The sequence below is a fragment of the Yersinia sp. 2466 StPb PI genome, from assembly GCF_041538325.1.
GTDB lineage: Bacteria > Pseudomonadota > Gammaproteobacteria > Enterobacterales > Enterobacteriaceae > Yersinia > Yersinia enterocolitica_E.
This window is the reverse complement of the sequence record NZ_JAULSL010000001.1, coordinates 1,036,503-1,054,236: the sequence shown is the minus strand read 5'-3', so window position 1 is coordinate 1,054,236 and position 17,734 is coordinate 1,036,503. Positions and strand designations below refer to the sequence as shown.

Genomic DNA, 17,734 nt, shown 5'->3' with positions numbered 1-17,734 from the left:
AGGAGGGGCGATTACGCCCCTCATTCTTAAACCATGGTTTTAATAACCGGTGATTATAAGATGGGTGTTTCAGTCGCGATTATTGTTTCAGTGCAAAGACATTCAGATTCTTGGCATTGTTTTCATCAATCAATACGCAATCCATCAGTTGCTTTTCTTCCAACCCGGTTTTGCCGGTTTTCAGATATTTATCAGCCTGCACCACCGCCATCTGAGCTTGTGCCCAACCCGGCTGTAATACAGTGGCTTTGATATTGCCTTTGTTGATGATGGAGTCGCGAACATAGTCACTGCCGTCAAAGCCGACGACGATGACATCATTGCGGCCTGCTGCTTTTAATGCAGCTTCTGCACCAAGTGCCATGGTGTCGTTACCGGAAATTACCCCAGTGATATCTGGGTTAGCCTGCAAAATGGACTCCATACGGTTGAACGCTTCAGTCTGGCTCCAGTTTGCAGTCTGTTGGGCAACCATCTTCATGTCGCTATGTTCGTCAATCACGTCGTGATAACCCTGTGAACGAACATGAGCGTTGGTATCGGACTCACGGCCGAGCAATTCAACATATTTGCCTTTGCCACCCATCAACGTAACGAATTTCTCAGCGCCGAGTTGCGCACCCTGATAATTGTTCGACACAATTTGCGATACTGCGATTCCGGTTTCATTGATTTCACGGTCAATCAGGAAAGTCGGAATACCGGCCGCTTTGGCTTTTTTCAATGGCCCGATAGTGGCATCTGATCCGGCGTTATCCAGAATGATCGCTTTAGCCTTACGAGCGATGGCAGTTTCCAGCAGTTGGTTTTGTTTGTTCACATCATCATCATGGGAAGCCACCAGTACGGTGTATCCCAGTTCCGTCGCTTTGGCTTTAGCACCTTCTGCCTCCGCTTTAAAGAACGGGTTATCGTGGGATGGGGTGATAATGGCGATCAGGCCGTTACTGGCGGCACCAGCAACACCCGCCATTGAGATCAATGCTGCGGTAAGACAGGATTTCAGTAGGGTATTTTTCATTATTTTTCTCCGCATTGAATATATATTCACCATTAAATTTATATTCAATGTAATAATACAAACGCCCCGCAGCTTGTCCAATGTGAGTGCAAGGAAAGTAGAAGCCGGTCACAAATTAGTCAAAAAGAGAGTTAAAAGATAAGTGAGAAATTACATATTAGGGAAAAGCAATTTAGCCCTTGGCACAGAACAAAAACGAGCATATGCTAAGGCATAGGCCAAGAAACAAGGAGTAAATGATGGATAGAGTTGCGAAGTTATTTAAAAATGGTAGAAATCAGGCAGTTAGGTTACCCGTTGAGTTCGAGTTTGATACTGATCAAGTCTATATTCGCCGTGACGAAAATGGAAATATAATCTTATCGAAGCAACCAGCTAAACCGGATGACTGGAGCCAACTGCTTCAGTTAATCAATAAAACACGCGTACCTGCTGATTTCTTGAGTATCAATGAACGTCAGCAAGGTACAGCAAACCGTGACCCATTCGACGGGATAAAGTAGCGCCATGTATATGCTTGATACCAATACAGTGAGCCATTTATTTCGACGTCATCCTAATGTTTTGCTCAGCATACAGCACGTGAAACCTTCTGATGTCTGTATTTCCAGTATTACAGAAGCTGAATTGCTCTACGGAGTAGCAAAACGTCAAAACAAAGCGCTAAAAACGATGGTAGCAGCCTTTCTGGACTCGGTAACCCTGCAAGCGTGGGATAGCGAAGCTGCAGAATGCTATGGCAAACTACGTGCAAAAATGGAAAAAAAGGGACATATCATGGGAGCTCTAGATCAATTAATTGCAGCCCATGCACTCAGCCTTGGAGCCATTTTGGTGACAAACGACAAAGCTTTTTCAATGGCTACAGCCCTCCTAATAGAAGACTGGACCAAAGAAAGCCAGTGTTAATATACTGAAAATAATATCTATATTAATAACAAGGCTATATTTTCTTAATACTCAGCGATATAACTCAATCACCGCAGGCGTCACCTGTAATTCGTGTTGCCAGTGGGTCAATGTCAGGGTCGTTAACTCAGCTAGCCCCTGATAAAACGGGTGTCCGGCATCAGATTGCAGCAAGGCGAGGTAACGATACCCCCACGGCAACAGGTGCTCTGCCAGTAAAACCGGTAAATCCGCTGGTTGATGTTCTGCCAGCCAGGCGGCCATCATCAGCAATAAGCCGAAATGATCCTCTGGCTCTTGCTGCTCCAGTGTCACCTCCACTTGCTGCTGCGCCATCCAATCACGCAGTTTGAGCGTCGAGTCGCCAAACAGGACATTTTCTTTATCCAGATAAACCGATCCCCACGGGGGAGCGGGCAGTGCATATGGGCCAATAAACAGCCGCTGCCAAGCCTCTTCCAGGGTTTCATCTGACTTGTCTTGCGCCAATAAAGCGGCAATGGGCATTAGTTGAGTTTCCAGGCCATAAGGCCACTGGGCTACCCACTCATCGCTGCTGAGTTGCGCCACAATATCACCGCACGCCGGACTGTCCGGTTCACAATAAAACAGCGCACCCAATACGTGGCCAGTCAGCGCAATTTGTTGATAAGTCATATTGTTTTCAACCATTTTGTTACCTCAGGAGCGCGATCAATTCGCCATCAAACGGGTGAAGCATTGCGAACAAAGCCACGTTGGGCGTAAACCCAGCATGGGCTTTGCTCAGTCGCCATCAGGCTATATTTAACCGCCGATTGCCATTCCGACTGTCATATGCAACCCGTAAAACACGCCACGGCCAATTAGCTCACCCGCAAAGATAAGCAGCATAGCGAAGACCATGCCGAGCGTCGTCGGTGTGCGGCCTCTGATTAACGGACAAATCCAGCAACCCAGCCCCAGAACCAGTAGCACCAAACGCCATACCATCAGTGTGCCATAGTGGGGAATAAGCTCTGAAGCTTGCTGTACCGAGCTGTAAATCGTCGACAAACTGGCCGCCTGCATAATGACACTGGCAATACTGATAATCAGTGCCAATACACTGATCATCGGTAGTTGCAGCATCATTCGCCCATTAATCCCGGCCAGTTGTAACAACAAATAACCCAACATCGGGCCGCCAATCAAGGTGGTAAGAACAAAACCTAGCGGAGTATAGAGGTTGTCCCAAGTAGGAACAGTATCAATGGAATAGACTCGACACATGGCATAGACAAATACCACGCCCAGCACCATGGCGACCACTAGCCAGACTTTGCCGAGTACCGCTGGCATTTTACCCAATACGGCCAACAACCAGTAAAAACCTGCCACCGCAAAGAACAGTGAACCGGCGGCTATTTCATTACTGAGCGCCGACTCGCCAATGCGGCTTAATGAATTGAATGCTCGCATTGGCGAGCCTAAATGCAGTGTCGAGGCGATAAAAGCCAGTGCCATCAGCACCCACAGTACCAACATGCTGCGGTGAATTCGCTGTTGCTGCCCGTGACTCAAACCACCGAATATCAGCGCCAGCCCCAGCACTATAAAGCCGCCGACCACGCACTGCCCCAGTACCGTAAAGACCATTAGTGGCCATTCATGCAATCCCATGCCCATATTATACCTCCTTCGGATTTGCCAGATGACCGGTGGTATCTCTGACCGGACGGCTGTTGGCATTAGGTTTCACTACGATATTCGGCAGCGTGAAATGGGCTGCTGGCAATGGTGCGACTTCGGCCAAATCACCGTATTTCTCGCGTAATTCATCAATAGGGGCCATATCCAGTGCGCGCAGTGGGCAAGAATCGACACAAATCGGTTTCTTACCGGCAGCGACTCTTTCATAGCAGCCGTCACACTTGGTCATATGCCCTTTTGCTTCGTCATATTGCGGCGCACCGTATGGGCATGCCATATGGCAATAGCGGCAACCGATGCAAATGTCTTCGTTTACCACAACGAAACCATCATCACGCTTATGCATTGCGCCACTCGGACATACTTTGGTACAGGCGGGATCACTACAGTGATTACAGGCGATAGAGAGATAGTAAGCGAACACATTTTGGTGCCATGCGCCGTTATCTTGCTGCCAATCCCCACCGGCATATTCGTAGATACGCCGGAAGCTGACATCGGTAGACAAGTTTTTGAAATCCTTGCAAGCCAACTCGCAAGTTTTGCACCCAGTGCAACGGCTGGAGTCGATGTAAAAACCATATTGCGTTGTCATCAGTCAGCTCCTTATGCCTTGGTAACTTGAACGAGGTTGGTATGGGATGGATTCCCTTTCGCCAACGGAGAAGGCCGCTGAGTGGTCAATACGTTAATACTGCCCGCGCGATCAATGCGTTTCTCATCTGGGCTATACCATGCCCCCTCACCCAGTGCCACAACCCCCGGCATCATGCGCGGCGTGACTTTGGCGTTAATCTGAACTTCGCCTCGGCCATTGAAAATACGCACCATATCGCCATTTTTGATCTCACGCTCGCGGGCATCCATTGGGTTAATCCACATCTCCTGACGGCAGGACGCTTTTAAAACATCGACGTTGCCGTAGGTGGAGTGGGTTCTGGCTTTGTAGTGGAAACCCGTTAACTGTAATGGATACTGCTGATTGAGCGGGTCATCGTAGCTTTCAAAACCTGCGGCATAGACCGGCAGCGGATCGATAACATCGTCTTGTTGCAGTTCCCACGTGGCGGCAATTTGTGCCAGTTCGGCAGAGTAAATCTCAATTTTTCCCGATGGTGTGGTTAACGGATTGGCAATAGGGTCTGCGCGGAACGCTTTATAGGCAACATGATGCCCCGCCGGATCGCGTTTTTTAAAGATACCCTGTTCGCGGAACGCCTCAAAAGAAGGCAGTTCAGGAATGGCCTGTTGCGATTGTTGGTAGAGATGACGCAACCACTCTTCTTGCGTGCGCCCTTCGGTAAATTGCTGCTCCACCCCCATGCGTTTTGCCAGTTCAGTGGTCATTTCATAGATATTTTTGCATTCAAAACGCGGTTTGATGACTTGATCGGCAAAAATCACATACGCCATATTGCCGCTGGAAGCGTCAAGGCAGAAGTCCATCTGCTCAGAGGCGGTACAGTCAGGCAGGATGATATCGGCGTATTTGGCTGACGAGGTCATGTGATTATCGATAACCACCACCATTTCACATTTTTTATCATCTTGCAGAATGTCGTGGGTACGGTTGATTTCTGAATGCTGATTAATCAAACAGTTACTGGCGTAATTCCAGATAAACTTGATCGGTACATCCAGCTTATCTTTACCGCGCACACCATCACGGGTAGCGGTCATTTCTGGCCCGCGCTCAATCGCGTCAGTCCACAGGAACATCGAGATACTGGTTTTAACTGGGTTTTCCAGTGTTGGCATGCGGACAAACGGCAAACCGTAAGAGCCTTCGCGGGCACCTGAATTACCGCCATTAATGCCAACGTTCCCCGTCAGGATAGCCAACATGGCAATGGCCCGACTGGTATTTTCGCCGTTGGAATGGCGCTGCGGCCCCCACCCTTGCGCAATATAAGCCGGTTTCACCGACCCTATTTCACGCCCCAGTTTAATGATTCTTGCGGCTGGAACACCGGTGATGGCTTGCGCCCATTGTGGTGTTTTGGCGGTTTCATCTGCACCCTGCCCTAAAATATAGGCTTTGTAGTGGCTATTTTTTGGCGCATCTGCCGGCAAGGTTTTCTCATCATAACCGACACAATATTTATCGAGGAACGGCTGATCGACCAGATTCTCGCTAATCATCACATAGGCCAAGGCCGATGCCAGTGCCGCATCGGTACCGGGCCGCAGCGGGATCCATTCATCTTCCCGACCTGCTGCGGTATCGGTATAGCGTGGATCAATCACTATCATCTTGGCATCGGATTTCTCCCGCGCTTGCTCCAGATAGTAGGTGACCCCACCACCACTCATGCGCGTTTCAGCCGGATTGTTACCAAACAGCACCACCAGCTTGCTGTTTTCGATATCGGACGGGCTGTTACCATCAGCCCAGCCACCATAAGTGTAATTCAGGCCAGCAGCGATTTGCGCAGTACTGTAGTCACCATAATGATTAAGGTAGCCACCACAGCAATTCATCAGCCGCGCCAATAGCGTCGATCCCGGTGGCCATGAGCGGGTCATGGTGCCACCTAAGGTGCCGGTGCCGTAATTCAGATAGATAGCTTCGTTACCATATTCCTTAATGATACTTTGCATGCTGCCCGCAAGGGTGTCGAATGCCTCTTCCCATGAGATGCGCTTGAATTTGCCTTCCCCACGCGCGCCAATACGCTTCATTGGGTATTTCAGACGGTCAGGGTTGTATACCCGGCGGCGCATGGAGCGGCCACGCAAACAGGCACGCACCTGATGCAAGCCATCAAAATCATCATTGCCAGTGTTGTCGGTTTCGACATATTTGATTTCGCCATCAACGACATGCATACGTAGCGGGCAGCGGCTACCGCAGTTGACAGTACAAGCACTCCAGATCACTTTGTCATCATTGAGCGGATTTATTGCCGATTGCACCGCACGGGCGGCGCGGGAGAACGGGAGCGAAAAGGCCCCGGTTGCCATGGCAAGACTGCCGATAAGCGTCGTTTGGACCAGTTTTCGGCGCGTGACTTCTGCCGTTAATAGCCGGGATTCGTTGGTCTCTTTCATAAGATTCCCACTTGGTTGCATTCCAGAAAATGGACAACATCCGTGATAGATGAAATCCGATTAATTCAAAAAAATGAGTAATTCTGCGGGAGAGGTTGTGTCATGAATGAGAGCGCAGTGGCCCAGCTACAGCAGTTATTATAGTTAGGATGATAAACAGTTCTCCCCGCAGTTATGAGCCTACCTCTTATGGGGAGTGCGGGTGTTGTCTGGTATCAATAAAGCAGTGGGGATTGCCTTCTCCTCACTGCTTTATGATGAATCTGTGACAAATAACCGTTCGGTTTAACAAGCCTGATGATACAGCGCCATAATTTCATCAATCGACGCTTCACGCGGGTTCCCGCCGGTACATACATCCGCGAAGGCTGCTGCTGCCAGCGCGGGAATATCATCAGCCAGCAAACCCACCGCACTCAGGGATGACGGAATGCCAATATCACGGTTCAATTCAATTACTGCCTGAATGGTTTGCTCACGAACCTGTGCCAATGACCCACTCAGGGCATTGTCGAGGCCCATCGCCATCGCGATTTGACGCAAGCGTTCACCGGTATAAGCGGCGTTATAACGCATGATATAAGGCAGTAAAATGGCGTTGGCGACACCGTGTGGCATGTTGTAAAACGCCCCCAGAGGGTGTGCCATACCATGAACCAACCCCAGCCCTACGTTTGAGAACCCCATTCCAGCGATATACTGCCCAAGAGCCATATCTTCGGTGGCGGCGGCATCACCTTGCACGGAAGCCCGCAATGAACGACTGATGACTTCAATGGCTTTAAGATGCAAAGCATCCGTCAGTTCCCAAGCCCCTTTAGTCAGATAACCTTCGATGGCGTGGGTCAACGCATCAACTCCGGTCGCGGCTTTCAGGGCCGCTGGCATACTGTCCATCATGTCAGCATCAATAAATGCCACTGCCGGAATAGCATGAGGATCGACGCAAACAAATTTGCGCCGCCGCTCTTCATCAGTAATTACATAGTTAATGGTCACTTCTGCCGCAGTACCGGCGGTGGTTGGAATGGCCAGAATAGGTACACAAACGTTGCGGGTGTCAGCCACCCCTTCCAAACTGCGCACATCAGCAAACTCAGGATTATTGATAATAATGCCGATGGCCTTGCTGGTATCTTGTGGCGAACCGCCGCCCAGCGCGATGAGATAATCCGCCTCGCTTTGGCGAAAAACAGCCACACCTTGTTGTACGATGGCGATTGTCGGGTTGGGCGTTACCGCATCAAAGACAGCAAAATCCAGACCGGCCTGTTGCAAGCGGCTGATTAGGCAAGCCGCAACACCGCACTCCATCAGTATTTTGTCGGTGACCACTAACGCCTTTTTATATCCCCGCCGTGTCACTTCATCGGTGAGCGCATCCAGTGAACCGCGCCCAAACCACGCCATTTCGTTTAAAATCATTCTGTTCATGACTGATTCCTCTCGGTATTTTAACCCGCACGCTAATCTTCAACCCGTAAACCGTAGGTTTTGAATTTCTCCAGTACCACGCTGATCTCTTCTTTGGATAACACCGGCACCTCATCGACAATCGGCAAGATAGCCAGCAGCAGTGTTGCCAACACCTCAACTTCATGAGCAAGCCACAACGCTTTGGCCAAATTCTCCTCACAAGCAATCAGGCCATGGTGCTGCAACAGCGTGGCCTTGCGGTGCTTCATCGCCACGGCGACATGTTCAGACAGCGCTTTGGTACCAAAAGTGGCGTAGGGCGCACAGGGGATATCATCGCCACCGGCAGCGGCAATCATGTAATGAATCGCCGGGATCGGGCGGTTAAGAATCGATACTGCGGTGCAATGGACTGAGTGGTTGTGTACCACCGCATTGGCGTCTGCCCGAGTATGATAAACCGCCTGATGAAAACGCCACTCACTGGAAGGGACTTTGCCAGGCTCATGGTGGCCGCTGGCATCGATATAAACAATATGCGACTCCGTCAGTTTGTCGTAGGCAATACCGGAGGGCGTAATCAAAAATCCATCCTGGTAACGCACACTAACATTGCCAGCAGTCCCTTGATTCAACCCTAAACGGGTCATTTCCAGGCAAGTATTGATAATATCGCGCGCCAGTGCTTCTCTCTTCATTTGTTCCTCTCTTAAGATGCAAATACCTAAATATAAAAATGCATTGAATAATGGATGTAGGCGAATAAGCGTTAACAACTGTGGATATATCTTTCGCTCATTTAATTCAACTGAAAAATAAAGCACACCAAAATGTGAGCCATGTCATGACTATTCATGACTTCATCGTAATTTAGATCTTATTTATTTTCATTAAATGTCCGTTTGAAAAAACAATATGGGCAAACGGTCAAGTGACGCTGAATGATTAAATGCCGGGATATTTCTCGATAACTGACCGTTTGTGACAGAAATAGAAAAATCGGTCATTACCTATGTGTGTTTGAAACACAATTCATTTCAAACGGTCATGAAATGTTTTTATTTAAAGTGACTATCATCACAAAATATCAGCATTGAGTTACCAATGTGATTCAGCTCATACTTTTTAGCGATTTTTACCTTATAAAGAACGGGACTTATCGCAATGAGGATATTTAAATTTGTCACTCAGGCAGTTGTGGCTCGCCAGAGAAAGTATCACTCATTAAACAAAAATAATTCCGTCGAACATTACAAACTTTCGGACTAGTGAAGTATCTGACGAGGGCATCATGGGAAATATTTTAATACAAACAGATAGCACTAAAATTTCCGCCTCGGTAAGTGACGAGGCAGAAAATAAAAAAAGGTATCTGATTCCTTTCGCATTACTGTGTTCACTGTTCTTCCTTTGGGCAGTAGCAAACAACCTAAATGATATTTTATTACCTCAATTTCAACAGGCTTTCACCCTGACCAACTTTCAAGCAGGGCTGATTCAATCCTCCTTCTATTTTGGCTACTTCTTAATCCCAATACCTGCCGGGATATTGATGAAAAGGTTTAGCTATAAGGCGGGGATTATTACTGGATTACTGTTCTATGCCTTCGGGGCGGCATTGTTCTGGCCTGCGGCCGAAACGATGAATTACACCTTGTTTTTAATCGGATTATTTATTATCGCTGCCGGTTTAGGTTGCCTTGAAACGGCTGCCAATCCTTTTGTCACTGTATTGGGGCCAGAAAAAACCGGTCACTTCCGTATTAACTTGGCACAGACCTTTAACTCTTTCGGGGCCATTATTGCGGTAGTGTTCGGCCAAAGTTTAATACTCTCCAATGTGCCCCACCAAACACAGGAAGTGCTGGATAAATTGTCTGCTGAGGATTTGAATAGCTATCATCATAGTTTAGTAAAAGCTGTTCAATTACCCTATCTGATTATTGTTGCGGTGGTTATTTTTGTTGCGCTATTAATTTTAATCACTCGTTTCCCGGCAATAAAAAGTGAATCGGATGATTCGCATAACGGTTCTTTCTTTGCATCACTACCACGGTTATTAAAGATAACACATTGGCGCTGGGCGGTATTAGCACAGTTCTGTTATGTCGGCGCACAAACCGCATGTTGGAGCTATTTAATTCGTTATGCCATTGAAGAGTTACCGAATATCACACCGGGATATGCGGCTAATTATTTAACGGCCACTATGGTATGTTTCTTTATCGGTCGATTCAGTGGAACCTGGTTAATTACTCGTTTCGCACCAGAGAAAGTTTTAGCGGCTTATGCATTTATCTCTATGTTGTTATGTATTATCTCTGCGGCCTTCGGCGGACACATTGGATTATTAGCACTTACCCTGTGCAGTATGTTTATGTCAATCCAATACCCAACCATATTCTCATTAGGCATTAAGAATCTAAATCAAGACACTAAATATGGCGCATCTATTATTGTTATGACCATTGTCGGTGGTGGTATCGTCACCCCGATCATGGGATTAGTTAGCGATGCGGCAGGGAATATACCTACGGCTGAAATTATTCCTGCTTTATGTTTTGCCATTATATTTATTTTCGCCAAGTACAAAACAGTTCCTGTTAATTAATAATACGGGTAACGGACAAATTAACATTAAATTTTTGCTACTGAACACAAGGACTAATAATGAAAAAGACAATTCAATTACCTAAAATTGGCATTCGCCCAGTCATTGATGGACGCAGAATGGGTGTGCGTGAATCGTTGGAAGAGCAAACCATGAAAATGGCCCGTGCCACCGCAGAGTTTCTGCAAGAGGTGGTACGCCATCCTTGCGGCACGCCCGTTGAATGTGTCATTGCTGATACCTGCATTGCCGGAATGGCAGAATCCGCCGCCTGTGACGATAAATTCAGCGCACAGAATATTGGCCTAACCATCACGGTGACACCTTGTTGGTGCTACGGCAGCGAAACCATTGATATGGACCCGTTCCGCCCGAAAGCTATTTGGGGCTTTAATGGTACCGAACGCCCTGGCGCGGTCTATCTGGCAGCAGCACTGGCGGCGCACAATCAAAAAGGATTGCCAGCCTTCTCCATTTACGGCCATGACGTGCAGGATGCTAATGACACCCGCATCCCTGCCGATGTGCAGGAAAAACTGCTGCGCTTTACTCGCGCAGGTTTAGCCGTTGCCAGCTTAAAGGGCAAAAGTTACCTCTCTCTCGGTGGGGTATCCATGGGGATTGCCGGCTCCATTGTTGACCATAACTTCTTTGAATCCTGGTTAGGAATGAAAGTGCAAGCGGTCGATATGACAGAGTTGCGCCGCCGCATTGATCAAAAAATCTATGACGAGCAAGAGCTAGAACTGGCGTTGTCATGGGCAGATAAAAACTTCAAATACGGACCGGATAAAAACGCAGAACAATACCGCCGTTCACCGGAAAGCAGCCGCGCGGTACTGCGTGAAAGCCTGCAAATGGCGTTATGTATCCGCGACATGATGCAAGGTAATCCAACACTGGCAACGAAAGGTTTTGGTGAAGAAGCCTTAGGCTATAACGCTATTGCTGCCGGTTTCCAGGGTCAGCGCCACTGGACCGATCAATATCCAAATGGCGATACCGCTGAAGCCTTGCTGAATAGTTCGTTCGACTGGAACGGCGTGCGCGAACCGATGGTTGTCGCCACCGAAAACGACAGTTTGAACGGCGTGGCGATGCTATTTGGCCATACCCTGACCGGCACCGCGCAGATCTTTGCGGATGTCCGTACCTACTGGTCACCGGAAGCGGTACAGCGGGTTACCGGCCACCAACTGGAGGGGGTTGCCGAACACGGCATTATCCATCTGATTAACTCCGGCTCTGCCGCGTTGGACGGCACTTGCCGCCAAAACGATGCGCAAGGTAAACCGACCATCAAACCGCACTGGCAAGTAAGCCAGCAAGAAGCCGATGCTTGTCTGGCGGCAACCGAATGGTGCCCTGCTATCCATGAATACTTCCGTGGCGGTGGCTTCTCTTCGCGTTTCCTGACCCGTGGTGGGGTGCCCTTCACCATGAGCCGTATCAATCTGATTAAAGGCGTCGGGCCGGTCTTGCAAATTGCCGAGGGCTGGAGTGTCGAATTACCGAAATCCGTTCACGACACCCTGGACAAGCGAACCGATTCAAGTTGGCCAACCACCTGGTTTGCTCCACGCCTGACCGGCAAAGGGCCATTCAGCGATGTTTATTCGGTAATGGCGAACTGGGGAGCTAACCATGGCGTGCTGACCATCGGCCATGTCGGGGCGGACCTGATTACACTCGCCTCGATGTTACGCATCCCGGTATGCATGCATAACGTCGAAGAAGAGAGTGTTTACCGGCCAACTGCGTGGGGCGCGCACGGTATGGATATCGAAGGGCAGGATTACCGTGCCTGCCAAAATTACGGCCCACTATACAAAAGATAATGTGATGTTTGAGCAGGGTCTCAGGTGTGGAGCACTCCTTACCTGAGTCATAAAACAACCCTTGCTGTCAGCAAGGTGAACGAAGGGTTTATCGTGCCCCGAGGATTTAGCGGCTCACGTCGTTACCGCCTCGACGCCCCATATTCCCTTCGTTCCGCGTTATCCGCCCCCGTGGCAAGACATTTTCTGCCTAACAGCAGTAACAGGAGCATTTATGAAGCGCGATGTGGTCATTGTTTTAGATTGCGGCGCAACTAATATCCGGGCGATCGCAGTCGATCCTCAAGGTGTGGTGGTGGCGAAAGCTGTGATGCCGAACCACAGCCAACCCGATCCGGCTAATCCGCAATGGCAGTTGTGGCCGCTCGATGGCATCTTGCACAGTTTCGCTCAGTGTTGCCGCCAATTACTGCCACAGATTCATCAGGATAAGATCCATGGCATGACTGTTACTACCTTCGGCGTAGACGGTGCATTGGTGGATGCCAACGGCAAAATGCTGTACCCCATTATCAGTTGGAAATGCCCACGTACCGTGGCGGTGATGGAGAGTATCTCCCGCTATATGTCTGCAGAAAAGTTACAACAAATATCCGGTATCGGTCAGTTCAGTTTTAACACCTTATACAAGTTGATTTGGCTACAGGAAAATCGACCCGATTTAGTTGAACAAGCCCATGCCTGGCTGTTTATTTCATCTTTAATCAACCATCGCCTCACCGGGGAATTTACCACCGACCGCACCATGGCTGGCACCAGCCAACTGTTGGATGTCAAACGTGAGCAATTCAGCAGCACGATTTTACAAAAGATCGGTATTCACGCTGATTTATTCCCACCGATGGTGGCCGCCGGTGAAATCATTGGTCAGCTACTGCCAGATATCGCCGCTGAGTTAGGGTTACCCGCGGGTTTGTCGGTGATATCAGCCGGTCACGATACTCAGTTTGCACTATTTGGTTCGGGTGCTGATTTGGATCAACCGGTACTGTCATCCGGTACCTGGGAAATCCTGATGGTTCGGACCCCAAAAGTGAATACGACACTATTGCCACAATTTGCCGGTTCCACTTGTGAACTTGATAGCTGCCCAAGGTTGTTTAACCCAGGTTTGCAATGGCTAGCTTCAGGGGTACTGGAATGGGTGCGGCAGTTGTATTGGCATAACGAAGCCAGTGCCGAGGTCTACCAGCAAATGATTAGTGAAGCTGAGGCTATCGTACCCGGGGCAAACGGCATACGTATGAATTGCAACCTACTGGGCAGTGCTCAGCATCATCAATCGGGCGGCTGGCAAGGGGTCTCGCTGGCGGCGCGGCGCGGGCATTTTTACCGTTCTGCGTTGGAAAGCCTTACCTGGCAGTTAAAAAGCAATCTGTCATTACTCGAAGAGATTGGTGAATTCCGTACCCGCGAACTGCTGCTGGTTGGTGGTGGTAGCCGTAATACCTTGTGGAACCAGATCAAAGCCGATGTGCTCAATCTGCCCATCAAAGTAATTGATGAAGCTGAAACCACGGTTCTGGGGGCGGCGTTGTTTGTCTGGAGTGCCACTGGCTATTACCGCAGTGCTGAACAAGCGCGGGAGCAGGTCAATTACCGCTATCAATACTATCAGCCAGGCGAGCAACAACCGCTTTATCAGGCACTGAGCGACAGCCCATATCCCATTACTGAAGGAGCCATTCATGCTTAAAACCATTTCGCCATTACTGTCACCACAACTGCTAAAAACGCTGGCAGAGATGGGGCACGGTGATGAAATAATCTTTTCGGATGCCCATTTCCCAGCGCACGCGATTGGAAAAAACGGTGGCCCGTTGGTGATTCATGCCGATGGTTTATCTGTTAGCACATTGCTAGCGGCCACTATTCCGTTATTTGAACTGGACAGCTACGCGCCACCATTGGTAATGATGGCCGCGGTGGCAGGCGACACCCTTGATGCCGCGGTTGAAAAACGCTATTTACATGCCCTGTTTGGTAGCCAGGAAGCGTTGCCAGTGGAACGTATTGATCGTTTTGCGTTTTATCAGCGCGCTCAGCAAGCCTATGCCATCGTCATCACCGGAGAGACCGCCAAATACGGTAATATTCTATTAAAGAAGGGGGTGACGCCTGTTTTTTAAACCCGTGATCACGTAACCTCATCCCTTTAGCCATGTACTCTTTGTTGGTATTAACCGATGTGTTGGTATTAACCAATATATTAATATCAATCAATGTATACATGGCTTTGCTGACGGAGAGGATCATGAAAGCATCTCGTCACCAGAAAATCCTGCAACATATCAAACAGCATGAAACGCTGACAACCGCAGATCTGGCTCAGTTACTTGAGGTCAGCCAAGAGACCATTCGCCGTGACTTGAACGAGTTACAGGCGCAAGGGCTGATCATCCGCCAGCACGGGCGCGCCAAAAGCATTAAGCGTGCCACCAAAGACAGCGGCGATCCTTTCACCACCCGGCTAAAAAGTCACCTATCCAGCAAAGCCAGCATTGCCGACCATGCCCTGTCACTGATTGACAGTGGCATGGTGATCGCATTGGATGCCAGTTCCACCTGCTGGTATTTAGCCAAAAAGCTGCCTGATATCGATATAACGGTGTTTACCAATAGTGTGCGGATTTGCCAGGAATTGGTGAAACACCAAAATATTGAGTTGATCAGTGCCGGTGGCCGCTTACAGCGTAAATATGCCTGCTACGTTAACCCCGCACTCTTTTCACTGCTAAAAACCATCGAAATTGATCTGTTTATTTTCTCGTGCGAAGGCATTGATGCCGACGGCACCTTATGGGATTCAAACCCGTTTAATGCCGAATTCAAGACCATGCTGTTAAAACGGGCCACCCAATCCATCTTACTGATCGACAAAAGTAAAATGTGCCGAACGGGAGAGGTAAAAATCGGGACGCTGGATGATGTAGAACAGGTCATCTCCAATGTCGATGCAGAGTAACTGATGGCGCAGACTTGCTCTACGCCACTAAGCTGCCATTCACCTTACTGACCGTAATAGGCTTTTGCGCCATGCTTGCGCAGATAGTGTTTATCCAACAATGTTTGCTGCATATTAGCCACCGCAGGCCGAAGTTGATGAGTAAACAGGTTCATATAAGCAATTTCTTCCAGCACTACCGCGTTATGCACCGCACTGGCCGCATTGCTACCCCAGGCAAACGGGCCATGACCATTGACCAAAACCGCCGGTATTTCCCCCGCACTTAACGCCTGATGGGCAAAGGTTTCGACAATGACATTGCCGGTTTCATACTCATAGTCGCCAGCAATTTCGGCATCAGTCATAAGGCGGGTGCATGGGATGGGGCCATAGAAATAATCAGCATGAGTGGTGCCTAATGCTGAGAGCGACTTACCCGCCTGCGCCCAAATGGTGGCATGGCGAGAATGGGTGTGGACAATACCACCTATTTCGGGAAAGGCCCGGTATAGCACCAGATGGGTATCGGTATCGGAAGACGGTTTTTTATTTCCCTCCACCACCTTACCGCTTGCCAAATCCACCACCACCATGTCATTCACACTCATGGCCTCGTATTCAACACCAGAGGGCTTAATTACCACCAACCCGCGCTCACGATCAATACCGCTGACATTACCCCAGGTAAAAGTCACGAGTTTATATTTTGGTAATGCTAAATTAGCGTCAAAAACCTGTTGTTTTAACTGTTCTAACATGATGCTACCTCATGAAATAATATTCAGTACGGCAATTAACAATCACCAATAACGCACATGATGTCGTTAGATTATTTAATGGCCGTGATTAAACAAGCAACTCGCTATAAATAGCCATCATTGGTAATTAGCTTAATAAATAAGAAAACTGTTAATTAAAAATAACCAACTTAAATCCGTCATTCAAAATCTATTATTCAGCCCAGGTTTTATCTATCCCCAAAAATAATATCTAGCTGCAAACTAACCTAACTCTATTTATCGCTAAATTAAAGAGGATGAAAGGCGAGTTAATCATCAAACAAAAAGAATCGGTTGAATTCGGTCACAAACGGGCATTATTGTCATGCCCGAATGTGTGTTTTCATTACCAGTATTGACCATTCGTAAGGCAAAGAAGCCCTTAACATGAGGCATGAATCACATTATTTATGATAATTAAATGAATAACATATTAATATATGTGATTCTCACCACATAATCTCAGAGGAAAACACCCCTTAAAGCAATACTTGAATTCAGTCACTGTATAAACAGCAGATAAATACCAATATATCATCATCGTATTTGAAGCCGCAGACGTGCTACCTGCAATACCAACAACTTCAGGTATAGCAGCATGAGTGCTACGGGTGCTTTTTAGCATTAAGCGCTAAGACAATTTTTGAGGTAAATATGTTACAAGCCGAACGCTATAAAATCATCTGTAGCCATGTGCAGCAGCAAGGCTCGGCGCTGGTAACTGAGTTATCGGTATTATGCCAGGTTTCGCAAGAAACTATTCGCCGTGACCTGACGGTGCTGGAAAAAAAGCAAAAACTGATCCGTAGCTTTGGTGGCGCGGTGGCACTGGATGGCCCTGATCTCTCCGTCATTGATATTAAAGAGACCCACTACAGCCTTAATGCTATTGACCGGGCCGAATCCTTCCGTAAACGTACGGAGGAACACCCTGATACTAAAATGAAAATTGCTAAAGCAGCATTACAATTTATCCATCCAGGCGACTGTATTTTACTGGATAACAGTAGCTCTTGCTGGTTTCTGGCACGCCAAATCCCAGACATTGAGATTACCGTCGTCACCAACTCAGTGAAGATTATCCAGGCACTGGCCTGCCGTGACAAAGTGCGCATCATTGGTATTGGCGGTGAGTATTCTGCCCGCCATGATGACTTCCATGGTCCGGTGGCGGAGAATGCTATCCGCAATTTCCAGATCAATACTTTTTTCTTCTCTTGCCAGGGTATTAATCAGGAAAGTGGGGTGCGTGATGGCAACGACATTAACGCCAAGTTAAAACAAGTTATGTTACAAGTCTCGGGCCAAAAAATATTATTGGCCGACTCTAGTAAATTTGACCAGTATGCATTTTGTAAAATATGCATGTTAGATGAAGTCGATATTCTTATTACTAATAGATTAAGTTCGCAAAACTATCGCAGTGACAATCCAAAATTAAATATTATTGAATCAGATAAATAACAAAATTATTCATCGGAATAATAGCGT

The 17,734-nt window shown here is 48.1% G+C and carries 16 protein-coding genes; 8 read left to right on the top strand and 8 right to left on the bottom strand.

Going from position 1 to position 17,734, the window contains the following annotated elements; all coding sequences use genetic code 11:
- Positions 1-79: 79 nt before the first annotated feature.
- Positions 80-1,021, bottom strand: coding sequence for a D-ribose ABC transporter substrate-binding protein (locus tag Q2T72_RS04685; protein WP_050086418.1), 942 nt, complete (start codon positions 1,019-1,021; stop codon positions 80-82).
- Between the two features lie 239 nt (positions 1,022-1,260).
- Between Q2T72_RS04685 and Q2T72_RS04680 the strand changes: the two genes are divergently transcribed.
- Both Q2T72_RS04680 and Q2T72_RS04675 read left to right on the top strand, forming a co-directional pair.
- The gene (locus Q2T72_RS04680; protein ID WP_083160272.1) at positions 1,261-1,524 is read left to right on the top strand and encodes an antitoxin; all 264 of its coding nucleotides are present in this window, start codon (positions 1,261-1,263) and stop codon (positions 1,522-1,524) included.
- Between the two features lie 4 nt (positions 1,525-1,528).
- The gene (locus Q2T72_RS04675) at positions 1,529-1,930 is read left to right on the top strand and encodes a type II toxin-antitoxin system VapC family toxin (protein WP_083160274.1); all 402 of its coding nucleotides are present in this window, start codon (positions 1,529-1,531) and stop codon (positions 1,928-1,930) included.
- Positions 1,931-1,981: 51 nt separating this feature from the next.
- Here Q2T72_RS04675 and dmsD read toward each other — a convergent pair whose 3' ends face one another.
- The 6 genes from dmsD to Q2T72_RS04645 all read right to left on the bottom strand — a co-directional run bounded on the left by dmsD (position 1,982) and on the right by Q2T72_RS04645 (position 8,766).
- Complete coding sequence (gene dmsD / locus Q2T72_RS04670) at positions 1,982-2,587, bottom strand: Tat proofreading chaperone DmsD (protein ID WP_372569856.1); 606 nt, start codon at positions 2,585-2,587, stop codon at positions 1,982-1,984.
- A 129-nt stretch (positions 2,588-2,716) separates the two neighbouring features.
- A complete protein-coding gene (locus tag Q2T72_RS04665; protein ID WP_083160276.1) occupies positions 2,717-3,577 on the bottom strand; it encodes a dimethyl sulfoxide reductase anchor subunit family protein in 861 nt (286 codons plus the stop codon).
- Position 3,578: 1 nt separating this feature from the next.
- Positions 3,579-4,196 (bottom strand): DMSO/selenate family reductase complex B subunit, encoded by a 618-nt coding sequence (locus tag Q2T72_RS04660; protein ID WP_005181957.1) that lies wholly within the window; start codon positions 4,194-4,196, stop codon positions 3,579-3,581.
- Between the two features lie 11 nt (positions 4,197-4,207).
- Positions 4,208-6,652: a dimethylsulfoxide reductase subunit A gene (dmsA, locus tag Q2T72_RS04655; RefSeq protein WP_083160278.1), complete on the bottom strand. Its 2,445-nt coding sequence runs from the start codon at positions 6,650-6,652 to the stop codon at positions 4,208-4,210.
- A 285-nt stretch (positions 6,653-6,937) separates the two neighbouring features.
- The gene (gene fucO / locus Q2T72_RS04650) at positions 6,938-8,086 is read right to left on the bottom strand and encodes a lactaldehyde reductase (protein WP_372568728.1); all 1,149 of its coding nucleotides are present in this window, start codon (positions 8,084-8,086) and stop codon (positions 6,938-6,940) included.
- 32 nt (positions 8,087-8,118) lie between these two features.
- Positions 8,119-8,766 carry an L-fuculose-phosphate aldolase gene (locus tag Q2T72_RS04645; protein ID WP_005181951.1) on the bottom strand — a complete coding sequence of 216 codons (648 nt, stop codon included), beginning with the start codon at positions 8,764-8,766 and terminating at the stop codon, positions 8,119-8,121.
- A gap of 593 nt (positions 8,767-9,359) precedes the next feature.
- Here Q2T72_RS04645 and fucP point away from each other — a divergent pair.
- From fucP to fucR, 5 genes are all read left to right on the top strand, one after another.
- Positions 9,360-10,679 carry an L-fucose:H+ symporter permease gene (gene fucP / locus Q2T72_RS04640; protein ID WP_083160284.1) on the top strand — a complete coding sequence of 440 codons (1,320 nt, stop codon included), beginning with the start codon at positions 9,360-9,362 and terminating at the stop codon, positions 10,677-10,679.
- Positions 10,680-10,738: 59 nt separating this feature from the next.
- Entirely contained in the window at positions 10,739-12,517 is a 1,779-nt protein-coding gene (fucI, locus tag Q2T72_RS04635; RefSeq protein ID WP_372568727.1) for an L-fucose isomerase, read from the top strand.
- A gap of 214 nt (positions 12,518-12,731) precedes the next feature.
- Positions 12,732-14,213 carry an L-fuculokinase gene (gene fucK, locus Q2T72_RS04630; protein WP_372568726.1) on the top strand — a complete coding sequence of 494 codons (1,482 nt, stop codon included), beginning with the start codon at positions 12,732-12,734 and terminating at the stop codon, positions 14,211-14,213.
- On the top strand, positions 14,206-14,646 hold the full coding sequence (gene fucU, locus Q2T72_RS04625; protein WP_372568725.1) for an L-fucose mutarotase: 441 nt from the start codon (positions 14,206-14,208) through the stop codon (positions 14,644-14,646). The genes fucK and fucU overlap by 8 nt, the downstream gene beginning before the upstream one ends.
- 101 nt (positions 14,647-14,747) lie before the next feature.
- Positions 14,748-15,482 carry an L-fucose operon activator gene (fucR, locus tag Q2T72_RS04620; RefSeq protein ID WP_372558101.1) on the top strand — a complete coding sequence of 245 codons (735 nt, stop codon included), beginning with the start codon at positions 14,748-14,750 and terminating at the stop codon, positions 15,480-15,482.
- Between the two features lie 44 nt (positions 15,483-15,526).
- Here fucR and Q2T72_RS04615 read toward each other — a convergent pair whose 3' ends face one another.
- The gene (locus Q2T72_RS04615; protein ID WP_372568724.1) at positions 15,527-16,222 is read right to left on the bottom strand and encodes an L-ribulose-5-phosphate 4-epimerase; all 696 of its coding nucleotides are present in this window, start codon (positions 16,220-16,222) and stop codon (positions 15,527-15,529) included.
- A 675-nt stretch (positions 16,223-16,897) separates the two neighbouring features.
- Between Q2T72_RS04615 and Q2T72_RS04610 the strand changes: the two genes are divergently transcribed.
- Positions 16,898-17,707: a DeoR/GlpR family DNA-binding transcription regulator gene (locus Q2T72_RS04610; protein WP_005181936.1), complete on the top strand. Its 810-nt coding sequence runs from the start codon at positions 16,898-16,900 to the stop codon at positions 17,705-17,707.
- Positions 17,708-17,734 lie beyond the last annotated feature (27 nt).

Bases quoted from the DNA above. Each gene is read 5' to 3' on its own strand.
- Q2T72_RS04685 (WP_050086418.1), bottom strand. From the start codon at position 1,021: ATGAAAAATACCCTACTGAAATCCTGTCTTACCGCAGCATTGATCTCA.
- Q2T72_RS04680 (WP_083160272.1), top strand. From the start codon at position 1,261: ATGGATAGAGTTGCGAAGTTATTTAAAAATGGTAGAAATCAGGCAGTT.
- Q2T72_RS04675 (WP_083160274.1), top strand. From the start codon at position 1,529: ATGTATATGCTTGATACCAATACAGTGAGCCATTTATTTCGACGTCAT.
- dmsD (WP_372569856.1), bottom strand. From the start codon at position 2,587: ATGACTTATCAACAAATTGCGCTGACTGGCCACGTATTGGGTGCGCTG.
- Q2T72_RS04665 (WP_083160276.1), bottom strand. From the start codon at position 3,577: ATGGGCATGGGATTGCATGAATGGCCACTAATGGTCTTTACGGTACTG.
- Q2T72_RS04660 (WP_005181957.1), bottom strand. From the start codon at position 4,196: ATGACAACGCAATATGGTTTTTACATCGACTCCAGCCGTTGCACTGGG.
- dmsA (WP_083160278.1), bottom strand. From the start codon at position 6,652: ATGAAAGAGACCAACGAATCCCGGCTATTAACGGCAGAAGTCACGCGC.
- fucO (WP_372568728.1), bottom strand. From the start codon at position 8,086: ATGAACAGAATGATTTTAAACGAAATGGCGTGGTTTGGGCGCGGTTCA.
- Q2T72_RS04645 (WP_005181951.1), bottom strand. From the start codon at position 8,766: ATGAAGAGAGAAGCACTGGCGCGCGATATTATCAATACTTGCCTGGAA.
- fucP (WP_083160284.1), top strand. From the start codon at position 9,360: ATGGGAAATATTTTAATACAAACAGATAGCACTAAAATTTCCGCCTCG.
- fucI (WP_372568727.1), top strand. From the start codon at position 10,739: ATGAAAAAGACAATTCAATTACCTAAAATTGGCATTCGCCCAGTCATT.
- fucK (WP_372568726.1), top strand. From the start codon at position 12,732: ATGAAGCGCGATGTGGTCATTGTTTTAGATTGCGGCGCAACTAATATC.
- fucU (WP_372568725.1), top strand. From the start codon at position 14,206: ATGCTTAAAACCATTTCGCCATTACTGTCACCACAACTGCTAAAAACG.
- fucR (WP_372558101.1), top strand. From the start codon at position 14,748: ATGGCTTTGCTGACGGAGAGGATCATGAAAGCATCTCGTCACCAGAAA.
- Q2T72_RS04615 (WP_372568724.1), bottom strand. From the start codon at position 16,222: ATGTTAGAACAGTTAAAACAACAGGTTTTTGACGCTAATTTAGCATTA.
- Q2T72_RS04610 (WP_005181936.1), top strand. From the start codon at position 16,898: ATGTTACAAGCCGAACGCTATAAAATCATCTGTAGCCATGTGCAGCAG.